Origin of the sequence: Pseudomonas sp. IT-347P (assembly GCF_949768005.1) — a bacterium.
In the GTDB taxonomy this organism is placed as follows: domain Bacteria; phylum Pseudomonadota; class Gammaproteobacteria; order Pseudomonadales; family Pseudomonadaceae; genus Aquipseudomonas.
Map to the genome: position 1 here is coordinate 176964 of NZ_CATKPQ010000055.1, position 14771 is coordinate 191734.

Below are 14771 nucleotides of genomic sequence, written 5' to 3' on the forward strand. Positions count from 1 at the left end.
GCCCGACTTGGTTGATGTAGCGTGGCCGCGAGCCTACCGGATCGTCAACAGCAGCTTCCCGCCGATTGCATTGTTCGAAGATGTGCTCGACCCCGAGGACCTGGAAATCGCCTACGCGCTGGAAGCACTCACCAATGATCGCCTGATCGAGCAGGCCGGCATACTCGCCCGCGTGCGCCCCGAAGACCGACTCTCCGGCCCCGGTTCAAGCCCGGTAATGGCAGCGTTTACCCACATCGGCAAAAGCAGCCGCTTCACCGATGGCACCTTCGGCGTTTACTACGCCGCCAGCAGCCAGGCCGCGGCCATCGCCGAGACCTGTTATCACCAGGAACGATTTCTTGCGGCGACCCAAGAAGCGGATCTTGAGTTGACCATGCGTACTTACGTCAATCGGGTGGTTAAGCCGTTACACGACGTTCGTCATGACTTTCCCGAATTACATCAGCCCGATCCGGACGCCTACGGTCCGTCACAGGTGTTTGCCCGACAACTGCGCGAGTCCGAATCCTGGGGCCTGCTCTACAACAGCGTCCGCCTGCCAGGCCATGAATGTATCGCCGCGTTTCGCCCGCCAGCCGTATCGATTCCAAAGCAGGGCAAGCATTTGCGCTATGTGTGGAGTGCGATTCAGCAGAAGATTTCGTTTGTGCTTGAAATCAGTCAGGTCTGAAACGCAAAAGCCCTCGCATCGGCGAGGGCCTTACACCGGTGTTTACATCAACGGTTTGTCCGGCGGCGCATCCATCACTTTCACCACATCATCGATCAGCGCCTTGCTCAATTCCTGCAAATACTGCGAGGCATAAGCGTGAAGATCAGGATCGCGCGAGACCGAAGTGTCCGCAGTGAGCAGTCGTGAAATGTGAAGCAAGTGCGAGGCGTGGGAAAGGGCGGTGATTACCGGCACACCACGATTGGTGCGGAACATCGCTTGATTGGATTGGAAGGAAAAGTGGGTGAGGCCGAGGGTTTTCAGATCTGGAGAGTGGGTCATTTCGCTTCACCTGCCGTTCGAGATGGACGGACGTGAAGTGACCGGTGTGCTGACGGATCAATGGCTTTCATTTGTGAACTCCCTGTATCAAATGAGAGCTGCCATTTTCGTTCTCAGGCGAAAGGGTGGCAGCTATGCGCAGGCTGAGAAACCGGAGATACAGGAACCCGGCAGACCCGAAGGTCTCCCACGCACAGCCGCCATTGCACGTGAATGCGGACACTAAAACAGCGTCGGCAATCGTGGTTTGGGGCGCTGGTGCGCCTGTATCTTACGCGGGTTCTCAGGCCCGGTCGCTGAATTGGCAGCGACGAACTGAACGGTAGCTTTGCGAGGGGCGAATGAGCAACGGTGGCTAGTAGTGGCTTGTCGTTACAACAGATTTCAAGGCTTCGCGCCATGCATTTCGTCGATCTGTCCCTATAAACGTTTATGGTTTGTTTGTACGGCGTAGCCGTATAGTCAGGTTCATGTATACAATCATCGAAACGGAAATGTTCAAGCGCTATGCAGACGCCATATGGGTCGATGGTGAGCGCCATGAATTTATAAATTGGCTTGCTGCAAATCCTCTGGCTGGTGATGTCGTGCCGGGCAGTGGAGGTTTGCGCAAGGTGCGCTGGACTCGTAGCGGCATGGGTAAACGAGGCGGTACACGGGTCATCTATTACAATACGCTTTCTGAAGGCTCGATCTGGTTACTCATTGCCTACACCAAGGCAAAGTTTGACGATTTGCCCTTAGCCTTCCTTAAGCAACTGAAGGAGGAAATCAGCGATGGTCGATGAACTGGAGCAATTCCAGCAGGACTTGCTGGAATCTGTACGTCAGATGAAGGCTGGAAAGGCTGCGCGCGTGACTCAAGTGCCGCTCTCTGCGGCAGCAGAAGCACGTGCCAAAGTGGGCGTTTCTCAAAGTGCGTTTGCCAAACTGATCGGTGTGAGTCTGCGGACTTTGCAGGATTGGGAGCAAGGTCGCAGGCAGCCGACTGGTGCGGCGCAAACTCTTCTGAGGGTTGCCAGTCAGCATCCTGAAGCTTTGCGGGATCTGCATCCTGCTTGATACCACTTAAAACCTTTGGGCAGACTTCTGCTACAGAAAACAACGAAGCCCCTGCATTTCTGCAGAGACTTCGTTTTGTATGGCGTCGGCACCAAAATCGTAAAAAAGAATTCAGGTTGCAGCTCTCTATTAATTGAAAAACGTGGTCTGTCTCCAATTCTCCTCAGCTGTACCCCATGAGAGGAATCGTGATGTTCGAATATGCGTTGGAAGTTCATGAAGAGCCGGACAGTGTCTGGTTGTCCTGCGCAGAAACTCCAGAGATGCACGCCGTTGGCGACACCCTTGAACAGGCGCTCGACAGTGCTATCGATGCCATCGAGACCGCCCTGTCGATATACGTCGATGATCGCCGATTGATTCCGACGGGACAGGCGGAAGAACGGGAAAGTGACGTCGTGTTGCGTCTGCCTGCGCTGACAGCGGCGAAGGTTGCGCTTTGGAATTCGCTTTTGGAGTCCGGTGTGAGCAAAGCCGAACTGGCGCGTCGTCTCGGCGTGCAACGGCCGCAGGTAGATCGATTGGTAGATTTTCTGCACCACTCCAAGATCGAGAATGTTGAGCGTATGTTGCAGCAGCTTGGGCGAAGGATTTCGCTTTCGGTTGAAGCAGCGTAGGTTCCGCATTTAACGTTGGGAAACGCCGCAATAGCCTCAACTTCAGAGAATCTGTTCGGAAAACGAGGTATCCGGTGTTTTTTACAGCAGACTCATTAATGTTCAATTTGGTAGCTGACCGCTTTTACTTAGGCAAAGTCAGCAACCTGTCCGTAGCCTTCCTTAAGCAATTGAAGGAGGAAATCAGCGATGGTCAATGAAGTCGTCTCGTGTCTCATCTAGACTTCGCAACCCGCTTTCGGCGTCTTCAAAGCTCTTCATGCAGGTTTTGCCATAGGCAGACAAGGCCAATTTGCTGCGTTGGGTGAGTTGCACGTCGGATGTACACAAGTTGATGAATAACGAGAGTGAGTGCCCGGCCTCCTCAAATGCTTCGCGGATTTCCATGGCGTTTTTTCGTTTTGACATCACTTGCTCCGTGGGTGACGTTGTCCGTGGCAGCGAGTTTATGCGTAAATTTCCGCGTCAAAACCAACTTCGCGTATCAACTTGTAACGGACCAGCAAGCTTGAATACTGGCGGTGGGACAGTTCGAGATCTCAACGGCTGACAAGGGACTGAGTGGAGTTTCTTCAGGATTTCGTTGTCTCTATGGGCGAGGATTTTTGCAGGATGATGAAGTCAGGCGGTCTTGTGGTGGATTGTCGATCTATTCAAAAGATCTTTTTAGATCTTGAGAGGGGGCACCGCTCACAGGCTGAGGGACAAAGCAGTGACTGCTCGGCTATTGCGCTTCCCTATTCAAACGCCACAAACAACAAAGCCCCTGCATTTCTGCAGGGGCTTTGTTTTGTATGGTGCCGGCACCAGGAGTCGAACCCGGGACCTACTGATTACAAGTCAGTTGCTCTACCAACTGAGCTATACCGGCGTGTGGGCGACGATTATAGCGACTGGATAATTTCTGTAAACCCCTGAATTCTGACTATTTTTGCATCTTTGCAAATCAAGCCCTGCGCAGCACATTTCGCAGTGTTTGCAGCGCCTTCAATGTGCGGCTGTTTTGCAGGGCCGCCAGTTGCGCTTCGGCCTGTTCGGCGCGTTGCAGAGCGTTGGCCAGTTGTTGGGCGGTGTCGACTTCGCTGGCGCTGATCGGGTGAGCGAAGGCGTGGCCTTTGCACAGTTGGAAGTTGTCGAGGTTGCACGGCGGGATGTCGAACGCGGGTTTGAGGTTGTGGTGTTCGTCGGCGAGGAACCAGGTGTTGAGGCCGTCGAACAGGATCGATTGATAGCCTGCGTCGGTGATCAGGTGTTCCCACGTGTGATCGCGCAGCCATGGGGTTTCGACGACGATGACCCAAGGGCGGAAGCGACTGAAGTCCATGCCACGCAGGACGGTTTCTTCGTGGCCTTCCACGTCGATTTTGAGGAAATGGATCGGGCGGTCGGCGGCGTATTGTTCGCAGATCGAGGTCAGCGTACGCGCCTTGATCGTGAGGCTCTGCACGTTCATGCCGAGATCTTTGCGTTGCTGGGCGACGGCGGGGTCGGCGGTGGACAGGCCTGTGCCGGGAATGCCGTAGAAGGTCGTTTCGCCGGTTTGGTCGCTGGCGATGCATTGGACGGTGGCGTCGCGCGGGCGTTGTTGGCAGAGTGCGTCGTAGTAGTTTTGCATCGGCTCGAGATTAACGCCGTGCCAGCCGTGGTCGTAGAAGGCTCTGGTGACAGAGTCGTGGCTGGGGTCGTTGGCGCCGACGTCGATGTAGAAACCGTGCTCGAACTGTTTAAGCGCGCGCCACAAGCGGACGTCTTCAAAATTTTGCGCATAAGAAATGAACGTCACGGTCGCTTCCTGTCGGTCTGATTGTTCTTGTTTGGAGACGCGCTGGCGGCACGCTGTGGACTTGTATAGCAAGGCTGGCGATGCGCCGCAATTATTCGCTTCGAACCGGTGAATTTCAGCGGTTATGTCGTTTTGATTGACGGCTTATGCACAACGGGCTGGCACGAGACCATGCTTAGGCGGTTATTTGTGGACGCGTTCTCATTTTGTTCGCAAATCCCTGTTTTATTGGTTTTTTATCAATGTGAACAAAAAATGACCAGTGCTGTTAAGGGCTCGAAACAGGCATGGATATTGGATCCACGAAGAATTCATCAACAGAGTTATCCACAGGAAGTCGATGAATTATTCGCGTTCGGCCAACAGCAGCAGGTTACGTGGTGTGAGGGGGGCTTCGCAGAAGGTGCCGAGGCGTACGACATATCCCTGTTCTGCGAGGAAAAGTGCCCGATCCAGATTCAGCCAAAGCTCCAGCGGCCGTCGGAACAATCCGCGAAGCAATTCCAAGTTGCGAACTTCGGCCAACCGCTGCCAACCGGCTGCTTCGAGTGCGGGCCAATCTGGCGAACCGATTGTGGATAACTCTTTCAGCGCAGCCAGATCGCGACAGTAATCAACGAACGGTTTTTCCAGCCAGGCGCTGGGCAGGGAGGGCGTCGGCAGGTATTCGTCGAAGCCGCGCACTTGCCGTTGCAGCAGGTCAAAGGCCAGACGACGGGCCATCGAGGTGTCACGCTGACGTCGGACGCGGGCTCCGGCGGTGACGGTTTCGCTCATCGGCAGCGCCAGATCTTCGAGCGAGAGTTGTAGGCGTGATCTCGAACTGGCCGAGGACAATGCCTGATACTCGCTGCGACTGATGCGGTTGTAACAGCAAGGCGCGATCGCCATTTGCCGGCAGCCGGCAGCGCTCGCCAGTTGCATCAAGCGCACGTGCAGATCGCCGCAGGCGTGGAGCGCGACGGGCGTGTGGCCTGCGTTCAATATGGCTGGGGCGTCCGCCGCAAGCACATCCTGTTCGACATGCAGTGCATGTAAGTGATGACGCTGACTCAGCGCCTGACCGCTGGCGACCAAAAGCGGATCGTATTCAACGCAAGTCAGTTGCTGCCCCAAACCCAACAAGCGCCGACCCAAATGACCCTTGCCCGAGCACCAATCCAGCCAGTGCGTCGGCTGCGAAGCAAAGGACAATCGACTGGCAAACACCTCGATCTGCTGCCACTTGCGTCCCGGCACGTCGACATTCAGTCGATGGCCCGCAGCTTCCACCGCATGCCCCGGCAACTCACCAACAGCACTCAGCTCAGCCGACAACGCCGCCAATGAAGCGAACGGCTCCGGCGCATCAGCAAGATCAGCAGGGTGGTTGTGAGCGTTTTCCGCCTCTTCCAGCGACCGCCCGCGTAGCCATAAGGCCAGTTCCGGGTAGGACGCTTCCCATGGAAGTTGTAGGTGAGTGAATGGACGAGGTTTCCACAGCGCCTGATGCTCAATCAAAAAAGCATCCAGCGCCGTGAAACGGGCGAGTAAGTCCTCGCCCGTCAGCACGTGGGAAATGTCAGCGCCCTTGGCAGGCATCGACGCGCAGCCAGCGCTCCAGCAGCTTGAAGCCGCGTACGAGCACGTAAGCCATCAGCAGATAGAACACGCCTGCCGCGAAGAAGATCTCCACTGGCAGATAGGTGCGAGCAATGATCGTACGCGCCATGCCGGTCAGTTCCAGCAAGGTCACGGTGCTGGCCAGCGCACTGGCCTTGAGCATCAGGATCACTTCGTTGCTGTACGCCGGCAGGCCGATGCGCGCCGCACGCGGGAGGATGATGTAAAACATCGCTTTCGGCTTGGACATGCCCAACGCCCGCGCCGCTTCGATTTCGCCGGGTGGAATCGCCTGAATTGCCCCGCGCAGAATCTCGGCGATGTACGCCGCCGTGTGCAGGGTCATGGTCACCGTGGCGCACCAGAATGGATCGCGCAGGTACGGCCACAATGCGCTTTCACGCACCGCGTCGAACTGCGCCAGGCCGTAATAAACCAGGAACAGCTGAACTAGCAACGGCGTGCCACGGAAAAAGAAGATGTAGGCGTAGGGCAGCGAGCGCACGTACCACAGCTTCGAAGAGCGGGCGATGCCCAGCGGAATGGCCAGCAGCAGACCGGCGATCACCGCGATGGCGACCAGTTCCAGGGTCAGGGTCGCGCCCTGCGCCAGTTTCGGCAGCCACTTGATGATGACTTCCCAGTTCATTGAGCGCTCCTCGCAAAGCCGCGAGCGGCGCGTTTTTCCAGGAAGTGCATGCCGGTCATCGCCAGCACGGTCAGGCCCAGGTACATGATGGCGGCGACCATATAGAAGGTGAACGGTTGTTTCGACACGGTCACGCCGATTTGTGCGTGACGCATGATTTCTTCCAGGCCGATCACGGATACCAACGCCGTGTCTTTCATAAGGATCATGAACAGATTGCCCAGGCCGGGCAGAGCGATCCGCCACATCTGCGGCATGATCAGCCGGGTGAAGATCCGCCATTTCGACAGGCCCAGGGCCTGGCCGGCCTCACGGTGGCCCTTGGGAATGGCGAGGATCGCACCGCGGAACACTTCCGTGGCGTAAGCGCCGAAGCACAGGCCCAGTGCGATGACACCGGCGGCGAAGGCGTTGAGCTGCAGATCGGGGTTGCCGAAGTACTCACCGAGGGCGCGCATCAGGTTGACCGTACCGAAGTAGATCAACAGCACCCAGAGCAATTCCGGGATCCCACGTACCAACGTGGAGTAAGTGCCGCCAAGCCACTGCAGCGGCTTGTACGGGGAAGTCTTGGCCAAGGCGCCGAGCAGGCCGAGCACCAGTCCCAGGATCAGGGCGGTGAGGGCCAGTTGGACGGTCATCAGCGCGCCGGCAGCGAGGGCCGGGCCGAATCCGTAGAGGTCGATAATCATGGGTTTCTGTTCAAATTGCGGCAGGCAAAGTCGGGAGCCGGCGCCGCTCGATCACGGCGCCAGTCCCACAGGTCAGATCAATAGATGCTGAACGGGAAGTACTTGTCGTTGATTTTTTTGTAGGTACCGTCAGCGACGATTTCCTTCAGCGCGGCGTTCAGCTTGTTGCGCAGTTCGTTGTCACCCTTGCGCACGGCGATGCCGATCTTGTCGCTTTCTACAACCGGGTCACCCTTGAACTCGTAATTCTTGCCGGCGTCGGTTTTCAGCCAGTCATAGTTGGCGTACTTGTCGGCGAGGATCGCGTCGACACGACCGGAGGTCAGGTCGAGGTAGGCGTTTTCCTGGGTATCGTAGAGGCTGACTTTGATGTCATCGCCGTAGGTGTCTTCCAGCCAGGTGCCGGCCAGCGTCGCACGCTGGGTACCAATGGTCTTGCCCTTGAGCGAGTCCTTGTCGGTTTTGAAGTCGACGTTTTTCGGTGCGATGAACTGCAGCTTGTTCGAATAGTACGGGTCGGTGAAGTCCACCGCCGCTTTGCGCTCTTCGGTGATTGACAGCGAGGAGATCAGGAAGTCGAACTTCTTGGCGTTGAGGGCCGGGATGATGCCGTCCCAGTCGGACGTGACCACGGTGCACTCGGCTTTCATCTTCGCGCACAGGGCGTCGCCGATTTCCTTGTCGAAGCCGACCACTTGACCGCTGGCGTCTTTGTTATTGAACGGCGGGTAGGCCGCTTCGATGCCCATCTTCAGGGTTTCAGCCATGGCACCGGCGCTGAACGCGAGGGTGACGGCGGCGGCCAGGAAGACCTTTTTAAAATTCTGCATGCATGTTGCTCCGTTAGCGGTTGCTGGACATGAATTGTTTGCAGCGCGCCGAAAGCGGGTTTTCGAACACCTGCTGAGGCGATCCTTGCTCTTCTATAAGGCCCTGATGAAGGAACACCACTTCGCTGGAGACCTGACGGGCGAAGCCCATTTCGTGGGTCACGAGGAGCATGGTGCGGCCTTCTTCGGCCAGTGCGCGGATGACACTAAGTACTTCCTGAACCATTTCCGGGTCAAGGGCCGAGGTGGGTTCGTCGAACAGGATCACCTTCGGTTGCATCGCCAGCGTGCGGGCAATCGCTGCGCGTTGTTGCTGGCCACCGGACAATTGCGCCGGATAGGCGTGGCGCTTGTCGGCGATGCCGACCTTGGCCAGCAGCGCTTCGGCGACTTCGATGGCTTCGGCCTTGCTCTGGCCGAGCACGCGGCGCGGTGCCTCGATGATGTTGTCGAGGATGCTCATGTGCGGCCACAGATTAAAGTTTTGAAACACAAAACCAATCTCGGAGCGCAGGCGGTTGATCTGCTTGCCGTCGGCGGCAACCAGTTCGCCATTTTTGGCGGATTTGAGTTTGAGTTCTTCGCCGGCCACCAGAATCTGGCCCTGGTGCGGGTTTTCCAACAGGTTGATGCAACGCAGGAACGTGGACTTGCCGGAACCGGAGGAACCGAGGATCGAGATCACATCGCCGTCGCGGGCGGTCAGCGAGATGCCTTTGAGCACCTCAAGCTGTCCGTAGCGTTTGTGCAGGTTGCGGATTTCAAGCGCGGGCGTGGCCTCAGCCATGTGCGTTCCTCATATATGTTGCGCTCCAGCTGTTGGATGGCCTTCCTGGCGAGGCGGCCAAGCTAGCATAGCGTTTCAATGGCAGCCAACAGCGCTACGAGCGGTTAACGGGTGGCGTGTGGCAGGTTGTCGCATCGGCACAGCAGACTGTCGCCCCATCAACAACCGAACGGGTGTTTGATCATGCAAACCCGTGGGTGTCGCGTAAAAAAAGGCGCGATGTTGCCAGCTTTGGCGGGGTGTTGGAAGCGCTATCCGGCCGAACGTTCCGGATTCGCCCTTTTATTGTGCGTTACGCCATTTTTCAGTGTGTTTCTGGTGCGCTGATTCATCTTGAAAGTGAGTCGCAGGGTAACGTTCTGGCGAATAGCCATTAATCTCAATGACTTGCGCGGATTGTCCGTTATCGCGCAGAACCGCAACGCAGCAGACTTTGAAACATTTTGGCGCATTTATTGCGTGCAGAATCCGGAACGCCCCGTTGGTTTCTTTTTACGAGAAGGAAATACCAGACGGGCCGGACGCAATCGCTTTCCTTGCAAAGGTAGTTTCGATGAGCAGTACCCCAAGCTCCAATGGCCTCGAACAGGGGCTCAAACCGCGTCATGTGACTATGTTGTCGATCGCCGGTGTAATCGGCGCCGGTCTGTTCGTTGGCTCCGGCCACGCCATCGCTGCTGCAGGCCCGGCCGTACTGCTGGCCTACGCCGCCGCCGGTACCTTGGTGGTGCTGGTGATGCGCATGCTCGGCGAAATGGCCGTTGCCTCGCCGGACACCGGTTCGTTCTCGACATACGCCGACCGTGCCATCGGGCACTGGGCCGGGTTCACCATCGGGTGGCTGTACTGGTGGTTCTGGGTCTTGGTTATTCCACTGGAAGCCAACGCCGCCGCGACCATCCTCCATGCGTGGTTCCCGGGCGTAGGTATCTGGGCCTTCGCTCTGGTCATTACCCTGCTGCTGACCGTGACCAACCTGTTCAGCGTGAAGAATTACGGCGAGTTCGAATTCTGGTTTGCGCTGATCAAAGTGCTGGCGATCATCGGCTTCATCATCCTCGGTCTGGCGGCGATCTTCGGTTTCCTGCCGAACAGCCAGGTCAGCGGCGTTTCGCACCTGTTTGACAGCGGCGGCTTCCTGCCCAATGGCATGGGCGCGGTGCTGGGCGCAATCCTGACCACCATGTTCTCCTTCATGGGTACCGAAATCGTGACCATTGCGGCTGCGGAATCGAAGAATCCGGGCAAGCAGATTTCCAAGGCTACCAACTCGGTGATCTGGCGGATCGGCCTGTTCTACCTCGTGTCGATCTTCATCGTCGTGGCTTTGGTGCCATGGAACGATCCGACGCTGGCCAACCTCGGTTCCTACCAGACTGTGCTTGAGCGCATGGGCATCCCGAACGCCAAGATGATCGTCGACATCGTCGTGCTGGTCGCGGTAACAAGCTGCCTGAACTCGGCGCTGTATACCTCGTCGCGCATGCTCTTCTCCCTCGGCAAACGCGGCGATGCCCCGGCCATGTCGACCCGCACCAATAAGAGCGGCACGCCGTACTGGGCAGTGATGTTGTCCACCGGCGCGGCATTCCTGTGCACCTTCGCCAATTATGTGGCTCCGGCGGCGGTGTTCGAATTCCTGCTGGCCAGCTCCGGCGCGATCGCACTGTTGGTGTACCTGGTAATCGCCTTCTCGCAACTGCGCATGCGTAAACAACGCATGGCACGCGGCGAGAAAATCGTCTTCAGCATGTGGCTGTTCCCGGGCCTGACCTACGCGGTGATCATCTTCATCGTCGCGGCCCTGACCATCATGCTGTTCCAGGAAGCGCACCGCGTGGAAATCCTCGCGACCGGCCTGCTGAGCCTGATAGTGGTGGCTGCCGGTTTGCTGGTGGCACGCCGTCGCAAGCTGGAAAAACGTGGCGCGGTGGTGTTGAACTGATCCGCAACGCGTAATGCACAACGGCCGCTGTCAGTGATGACGAGCGGCCGTTTTTATTTGTGCTACCGGTGGCGAAATATTCTGCGCTTCAGATCCGGATCAGCTTTGCTCTCGCGAGAGCGTGAAGTCTGGGCTGCATTTCTCTCCGTCGTCGAACCATTCATCCCAAGTTGTTTGCTTGAGAGATTTAACGGGTTCGTTTTTAGGGATTGCTGCTGAGTCTTCTGTTTTCGGGATTTCCCCGTCCTCGCGTGAGTCTGCTGTCTTCATCTGACTTCCTTTTCCTGATCGTGCGTGGACGTGAAGCGGAAAAAATTACTCGGCCTTGGGTTCGGTGTCTTCCACCGACTTGCCGTAAGCATCCAGCGCAATCCCGAAATCGGTGATGAACTGTGGCTCGCTCAGCCAGGCCTGGGCTTCTTCGATGGTCATGCCGTCGGCCCACATGCGGTAGTCGATCAGCATGTCGGCGGCCAGGTGGGTGGCGGCCATGCCTTCGTTCTCGGCGTTTTCCATGTCCAGCAGTTCTGGATGATCAACGATGATGAAGGCCAGTTCGCGCAGCAGCGTCAGCAGCATCTCGTTGCGGCTGACGGCTTCGGCGTCGCGCATTTTGCTGAACATCGCCAGGGTGTAATCCGGGATCGGCTCGGCGAGGTGGCCGAGGTCTTCGTCCTGGTCCAGCGGTTTACGGCCGACCATACGGATGTGCTTGGCTTTGGCCTTGGCGCGTTTGGCGCGTTTCTGTTGCTTGTTCAGGGATGCCATGGGAACTCAGTTCTTCTGTTGGGTTTGTGCGGCGATCGCGTCGGACGCCGCCACATAGTCGGCCTGGAAGGCCGGGGATTCGATCCACGCGAGCGCGCCGGCTTCGTCGGTTTCCTGCGACCACTGGCGATACTCGATCAGCGCGGCGAGGATGAAGTCCATCGCGCCTTCTTCGCCTTCCTGTTCATAGACCAGCTCCAGCAACGGGTCTTCGAGGAAGGCGGTGCACAGCGCTTGCTGACTGACCTTCTCGGCGTCGATCATTTTCTTGAACAGCTCGGTCAGGTCCACCGACTCGAAATCGATGCGGTCATCGTTCGGGTCCAGTTCGACCGGCGCCTCGGCGCGTTTGGTGCGGTTCTGCTTGGCCTTGGCTTTGGCCCGGGTAGCGCGTTTTTGCTGCTTGTTGGCGGAGGCCATGATGTGTTCCGTCGTGCGTGGAGAAGGGCTCAGCTGCGCGGGACTAACCGCCCGGGTGTGTCGGGGGCCAGTGCGCCGGTTTGCAGCCAGTTCAGAGCGATGGGCCATAGTGTGGCTTGGTATGCGCTGCGAAAAAAGGCGAAATGTCCGACTTGTTGTTCGCCGATGTCCTGCGGCTCGATGCGCAAGTGGGTTTTCGCAGCGTTGTCGAAGTAAGCGAGCAGGCGTTCGATCGCCGGGATGGTGCCGTAGGGGTCGTCGCTGATGCTGATCGCCAGCGTCTGTGCGCGGACATTGGCGAAGGGCAGGGTGCCGGTCTTTTTCATTAATGCGCGACCGCTGGGGCGCCGTTCGTAAAGCGCGGCAGGCGTGCTCCAGTCGCGTACAACGCCGGTCGGCGTATCTTCCAGCCAGCCGAGTCGCTTGCCGGGGAAGTAGCCGCAGAACAGCGTCAGCAACGGCATCATCACGTGCCATTTGCCGAACATGCGCCAGCGCTGTTCGGGGGCGTAATCGCGCCAATAGGCGAACTGCGCGCCGACGGTGACCAGCCGTCGGATAACCCGCCCGGACTCGCCCAGCCCCGCCGCACAACCGCCGAAGCTGTGGCCGATTACATCGACGGGTTGACCGGGAAACTCCCGTTGCGCGCGTTTGAGCATTGCCTCGAAATCGAGGGCGCCCCAATCTGTCCATGAGGCGTTCAAGCCTTTTATCGAACCACGCCTCGATTCGCCGATGCCGCGGTAGTCGTAGGTCATTACGTCGAAGCCGTTTGCGAACAGATAAGCCGCGAAACGCGAGTAGTGGCGGCAACGTACCGACGTGGCGGCGCTGATGATGACCACGGGGCGCTGACTATTGGGCAAGGCCTGATGCCAGGTGAAGCCGCCAAGTACAAAACCGTCGGCGGCGGACTCTTTAAAGGGTTCACCTGCGGTCGCGGTGTCGGGCGAAAACGCGGTGCTGCATGAGTTCATGTGACTTGGCCTTGGCGAGGACGGGTCGAGAATGAACTTCAGTGAGGGGCGAACGCAATCATTTGGAACGCAGTGCGTTCCGAATCAGGTAGTGAGGGCCATCTCAGTATTCGTGACGCGGTGCGTCACGAATTGGATAAACCCCGTAGTCCCTTTCGTACCCACGCCAAGTTCAAATCATTCTAAAACGCGACCCCCCTTTACCAAATCCAATAAAGAGTAACGGTTGGGCTCTACAAGAGCCCGGGAGTCGTGATCATGAAACGCGTTCTTTCATTCATGCTGCCCATCGCCGCAGTCGCCGCATTGCTGTTTCCGGTGATGTTGCAGGCAGCCAGTCTTGAACCCGTCGACAGTGCGGCGGTGCAAGTCCAGCAGCAACAACAGAACGGCGTCACTTATGTGGCTGGCGGGATTGGGGAGGATGAGGCGAAGGCCATTCAGCAATCTACCGGTTACAACCTGCACATGACGTTCGCCGTGGGCGAGCAAGATGAGTACACCGCTGATGTCGATGTAACGATTCAACAGTCTTCAGGGCAAACCCTACTGACGCTTAACCACACGGGCCCGCTGGTATACGTGCAACTGCCACCCGGCAAATACACGGTAGTGGCCACGCGTAACGGCGAAACGAGGCGCGACGTGACCGACGTTGGCAGCGGCACCCCACGCAATCTGGTGTTCCACTGGAATGACGCCGGATAGCGATAGGTGTGATTGCAGAACTGAGGCGCGCGGGTACAATCCCGCGCCTCTTGTTTGGTGATGTAAGGAAACGCTGGTTTGAAAGGGATTTTGCGTGCTGTTTGCGTGGCGGGCCTCGTGTTGTCGTTGGCCGGTTGTGGAACGTTTGTCGGGCGTTTGAATGACGGTTTGTCCGATGCCCAGTACTACCGAGGGGTTGATGGCAATCTTCATCTGCTGGGTGTGCGTGGTGGTGGCAGCGATGGTATGCCGGCGGCGATCGTCTGCTACATGATGATTGTCTGCCCGGTGATCACCGTTGTATCCCTGCCAGTGGACGCTGCACTGGATACGGTTCTGCTGCCTGTCGATTACCTCAATACGCTCTAGGATTTCTTTGCGTGGCGTTTGGGTTTCGGTGTGTGCAGGGGTTCTTGTACTTTGCGGTAGATCCACACGCCGAACACCGCAACCGCCAGCAGAAACACCGCGCCGACGCTTTGCCAGACAAACTCGAACCAGAACAGCCTGGGCTGCAGGGCCAGGGTGTAAGTGCTGCGCGGACCGCGATTGTTGGTGGTAATGCTGCCTGTGAGCCAGCTGTCGATCAGCAGCCAGATCGATGCGCCGACGGCAAAGGCAGTCACCACGGCGACGAGGAGGAACAGCCAGCCACTCACGCGGCTCGGACGATAGGGCGGCGGATGGGGCAGGGGCACGCGGGTTCGTTTCTGGTTCATCGCCGGGATGACCCTCTTCCGTAAGGGACGGCTAAAGTAGCGCGAATTCAGCTGACTGAAAAAGTACTGACCAAATCGCGGGCATAAAAAAACCCTGAATCTTGCGATTCAGGGTTTTCGGTATTTGGTGCCCAGAGACGGAATCGAACCGCCGACACGGGGATTTTCAATCCCCTGCTCTACCGACTGAGCTATCTGGGCAACGGGGCGCA

20 protein-coding genes and 2 tRNA genes are annotated in these 14771 nt (G+C 57.7%); 7 read left to right on the plus strand and 15 right to left on the minus strand.

The window, feature by feature from the left end:
- Window positions 1-7 precede the first annotated feature (7 nt).
- Complete coding sequence (locus ACM6IV_RS20415; RefSeq protein WP_414871390.1) at window positions 8-673, plus strand: RES family NAD+ phosphorylase; 666 nt, start codon at window positions 8-10, stop codon at window positions 671-673.
- 42 nt (window positions 674-715) lie between these two features.
- Here ACM6IV_RS20415 and ACM6IV_RS20420 read toward each other — a convergent pair whose 3' ends face one another.
- Window positions 716-997: a DUF3077 domain-containing protein gene (locus ACM6IV_RS20420; protein ID WP_414871391.1), complete on the minus strand. Its 282-nt coding sequence runs from the start codon at window positions 995-997 to the stop codon at window positions 716-718.
- A 470-nt stretch (window positions 998-1467) separates the two neighbouring features.
- On the opposite strand from ACM6IV_RS20420, the gene ACM6IV_RS20425 reads away from it, so the two are divergent.
- The 3 genes from ACM6IV_RS20425 to ACM6IV_RS20435 all read left to right on the plus strand — a co-directional run bounded on the left by ACM6IV_RS20425 (window position 1468) and on the right by ACM6IV_RS20435 (window position 2676).
- Entirely contained in the window at window positions 1468-1785 is a 318-nt protein-coding gene (locus ACM6IV_RS20425; protein WP_414871392.1) for a transcriptional regulator, read from the plus strand.
- Window positions 1775-2059 carry a helix-turn-helix domain-containing protein gene (locus tag ACM6IV_RS20430; RefSeq protein WP_016986316.1) on the plus strand — a complete coding sequence of 95 codons (285 nt, stop codon included), beginning with the start codon at window positions 1775-1777 and terminating at the stop codon, window positions 2057-2059. The genes ACM6IV_RS20425 and ACM6IV_RS20430 overlap by 11 nt, the downstream gene beginning before the upstream one ends.
- A gap of 191 nt (window positions 2060-2250) precedes the next feature.
- Window positions 2251-2676, plus strand: a complete 426-nt coding sequence (locus tag ACM6IV_RS20435) for a type II toxin-antitoxin system HicB family antitoxin (RefSeq protein ID WP_414871393.1) — start codon at window positions 2251-2253, stop codon at window positions 2674-2676.
- A gap of 183 nt (window positions 2677-2859) precedes the next feature.
- Here ACM6IV_RS20435 and ACM6IV_RS20440 read toward each other — a convergent pair whose 3' ends face one another.
- The 8 genes from ACM6IV_RS20440 to ACM6IV_RS20475 form a co-directional block, all read right to left on the minus strand.
- Window positions 2860-3084: a hypothetical protein gene (locus ACM6IV_RS20440; RefSeq protein ID WP_414871394.1), complete on the minus strand. Its 225-nt coding sequence runs from the start codon at window positions 3082-3084 to the stop codon at window positions 2860-2862.
- Between the two features lie 387 nt (window positions 3085-3471).
- Window positions 3472-3547 (minus strand) — tRNA-Thr (locus tag ACM6IV_RS20445).
- Window positions 3548-3622: 75 nt separating this feature from the next.
- Window positions 3623-4459, minus strand: coding sequence for an FkbM family methyltransferase (locus ACM6IV_RS20450; protein ID WP_414871395.1), 837 nt, complete (start codon window positions 4457-4459; stop codon window positions 3623-3625).
- Between the two features lie 345 nt (window positions 4460-4804).
- Window positions 4805-6040, minus strand: a complete 1236-nt coding sequence (locus ACM6IV_RS20455; protein ID WP_414871396.1) for a methyltransferase — start codon at window positions 6038-6040, stop codon at window positions 4805-4807.
- A complete protein-coding gene (locus ACM6IV_RS20460) occupies window positions 6021-6710 on the minus strand; it encodes an ABC transporter permease (RefSeq protein WP_007909164.1) in 690 nt (229 codons plus the stop codon). The genes ACM6IV_RS20455 and ACM6IV_RS20460 overlap by 20 nt, the downstream gene beginning before the upstream one ends.
- Entirely contained in the window at window positions 6707-7402 is a 696-nt protein-coding gene (locus ACM6IV_RS20465; RefSeq protein WP_414871397.1) for an ABC transporter permease, read from the minus strand. Before ACM6IV_RS20465 ends, ACM6IV_RS20460 begins: the two co-directional genes overlap by 4 nt.
- A gap of 77 nt (window positions 7403-7479) precedes the next feature.
- Window positions 7480-8232, minus strand: a complete 753-nt coding sequence (locus tag ACM6IV_RS20470) for an ABC transporter substrate-binding protein (protein ID WP_414871398.1) — start codon at window positions 8230-8232, stop codon at window positions 7480-7482.
- Between the two features lie 13 nt (window positions 8233-8245).
- Window positions 8246-9019, minus strand: a complete 774-nt coding sequence (locus tag ACM6IV_RS20475) for an ABC transporter ATP-binding protein (protein ID WP_108224284.1) — start codon at window positions 9017-9019, stop codon at window positions 8246-8248.
- A gap of 553 nt (window positions 9020-9572) precedes the next feature.
- Between ACM6IV_RS20475 and gabP the strand changes: the two genes are divergently transcribed.
- The gene (gabP, locus tag ACM6IV_RS20480; protein WP_414871399.1) at window positions 9573-10964 is read left to right on the plus strand and encodes a GABA permease; all 1392 of its coding nucleotides are present in this window, start codon (window positions 9573-9575) and stop codon (window positions 10962-10964) included.
- A 99-nt stretch (window positions 10965-11063) separates the two neighbouring features.
- Here gabP and ACM6IV_RS20485 read toward each other — a convergent pair whose 3' ends face one another.
- Genes ACM6IV_RS20485 through ACM6IV_RS20500 form a run of 4 tightly spaced genes read right to left on the minus strand, consistent with a single transcriptional unit; the run spans window position 11064 to window position 13132 of the window.
- On the minus strand, window positions 11064-11234 hold the full coding sequence (locus tag ACM6IV_RS20485) for a hypothetical protein (RefSeq protein WP_414871400.1): 171 nt from the start codon (window positions 11232-11234) through the stop codon (window positions 11064-11066).
- A 45-nt stretch (window positions 11235-11279) separates the two neighbouring features.
- Entirely contained in the window at window positions 11280-11732 is a 453-nt protein-coding gene (locus tag ACM6IV_RS20490; RefSeq protein WP_414871401.1) for a hypothetical protein, read from the minus strand.
- Window positions 11733-11738: 6 nt separating this feature from the next.
- Window positions 11739-12152: a hypothetical protein gene (locus tag ACM6IV_RS20495; protein ID WP_414871402.1), complete on the minus strand. Its 414-nt coding sequence runs from the start codon at window positions 12150-12152 to the stop codon at window positions 11739-11741.
- 29 nt (window positions 12153-12181) lie between these two features.
- The gene (locus tag ACM6IV_RS20500; RefSeq protein WP_414871403.1) at window positions 12182-13132 is read right to left on the minus strand and encodes an alpha/beta fold hydrolase; all 951 of its coding nucleotides are present in this window, start codon (window positions 13130-13132) and stop codon (window positions 12182-12184) included.
- A gap of 258 nt (window positions 13133-13390) precedes the next feature.
- Here ACM6IV_RS20500 and ACM6IV_RS20505 point away from each other — a divergent pair, with 258 nt between their 5' ends.
- Complete coding sequence (locus ACM6IV_RS20505; RefSeq protein ID WP_414871404.1) at window positions 13391-13840, plus strand: carboxypeptidase regulatory-like domain-containing protein; 450 nt, start codon at window positions 13391-13393, stop codon at window positions 13838-13840.
- A gap of 78 nt (window positions 13841-13918) precedes the next feature.
- Window positions 13919-14209, plus strand: a complete 291-nt coding sequence (locus tag ACM6IV_RS20510; protein WP_414871405.1) for a YceK/YidQ family lipoprotein — start codon at window positions 13919-13921, stop codon at window positions 14207-14209.
- Here the strand turns inward: ACM6IV_RS20510 and ACM6IV_RS20515 are convergent.
- The gene (locus ACM6IV_RS20515; protein WP_414871406.1) at window positions 14206-14559 is read right to left on the minus strand and encodes a hypothetical protein; all 354 of its coding nucleotides are present in this window, start codon (window positions 14557-14559) and stop codon (window positions 14206-14208) included. The two genes, ACM6IV_RS20510 and ACM6IV_RS20515, sit on opposite strands and share 4 nt — an antisense overlap.
- A 125-nt stretch (window positions 14560-14684) precedes the next feature.
- Window positions 14685-14760, minus strand: a tRNA-Phe gene (locus ACM6IV_RS20520).
- Window positions 14761-14771: the final 11 nt, after the last annotated feature.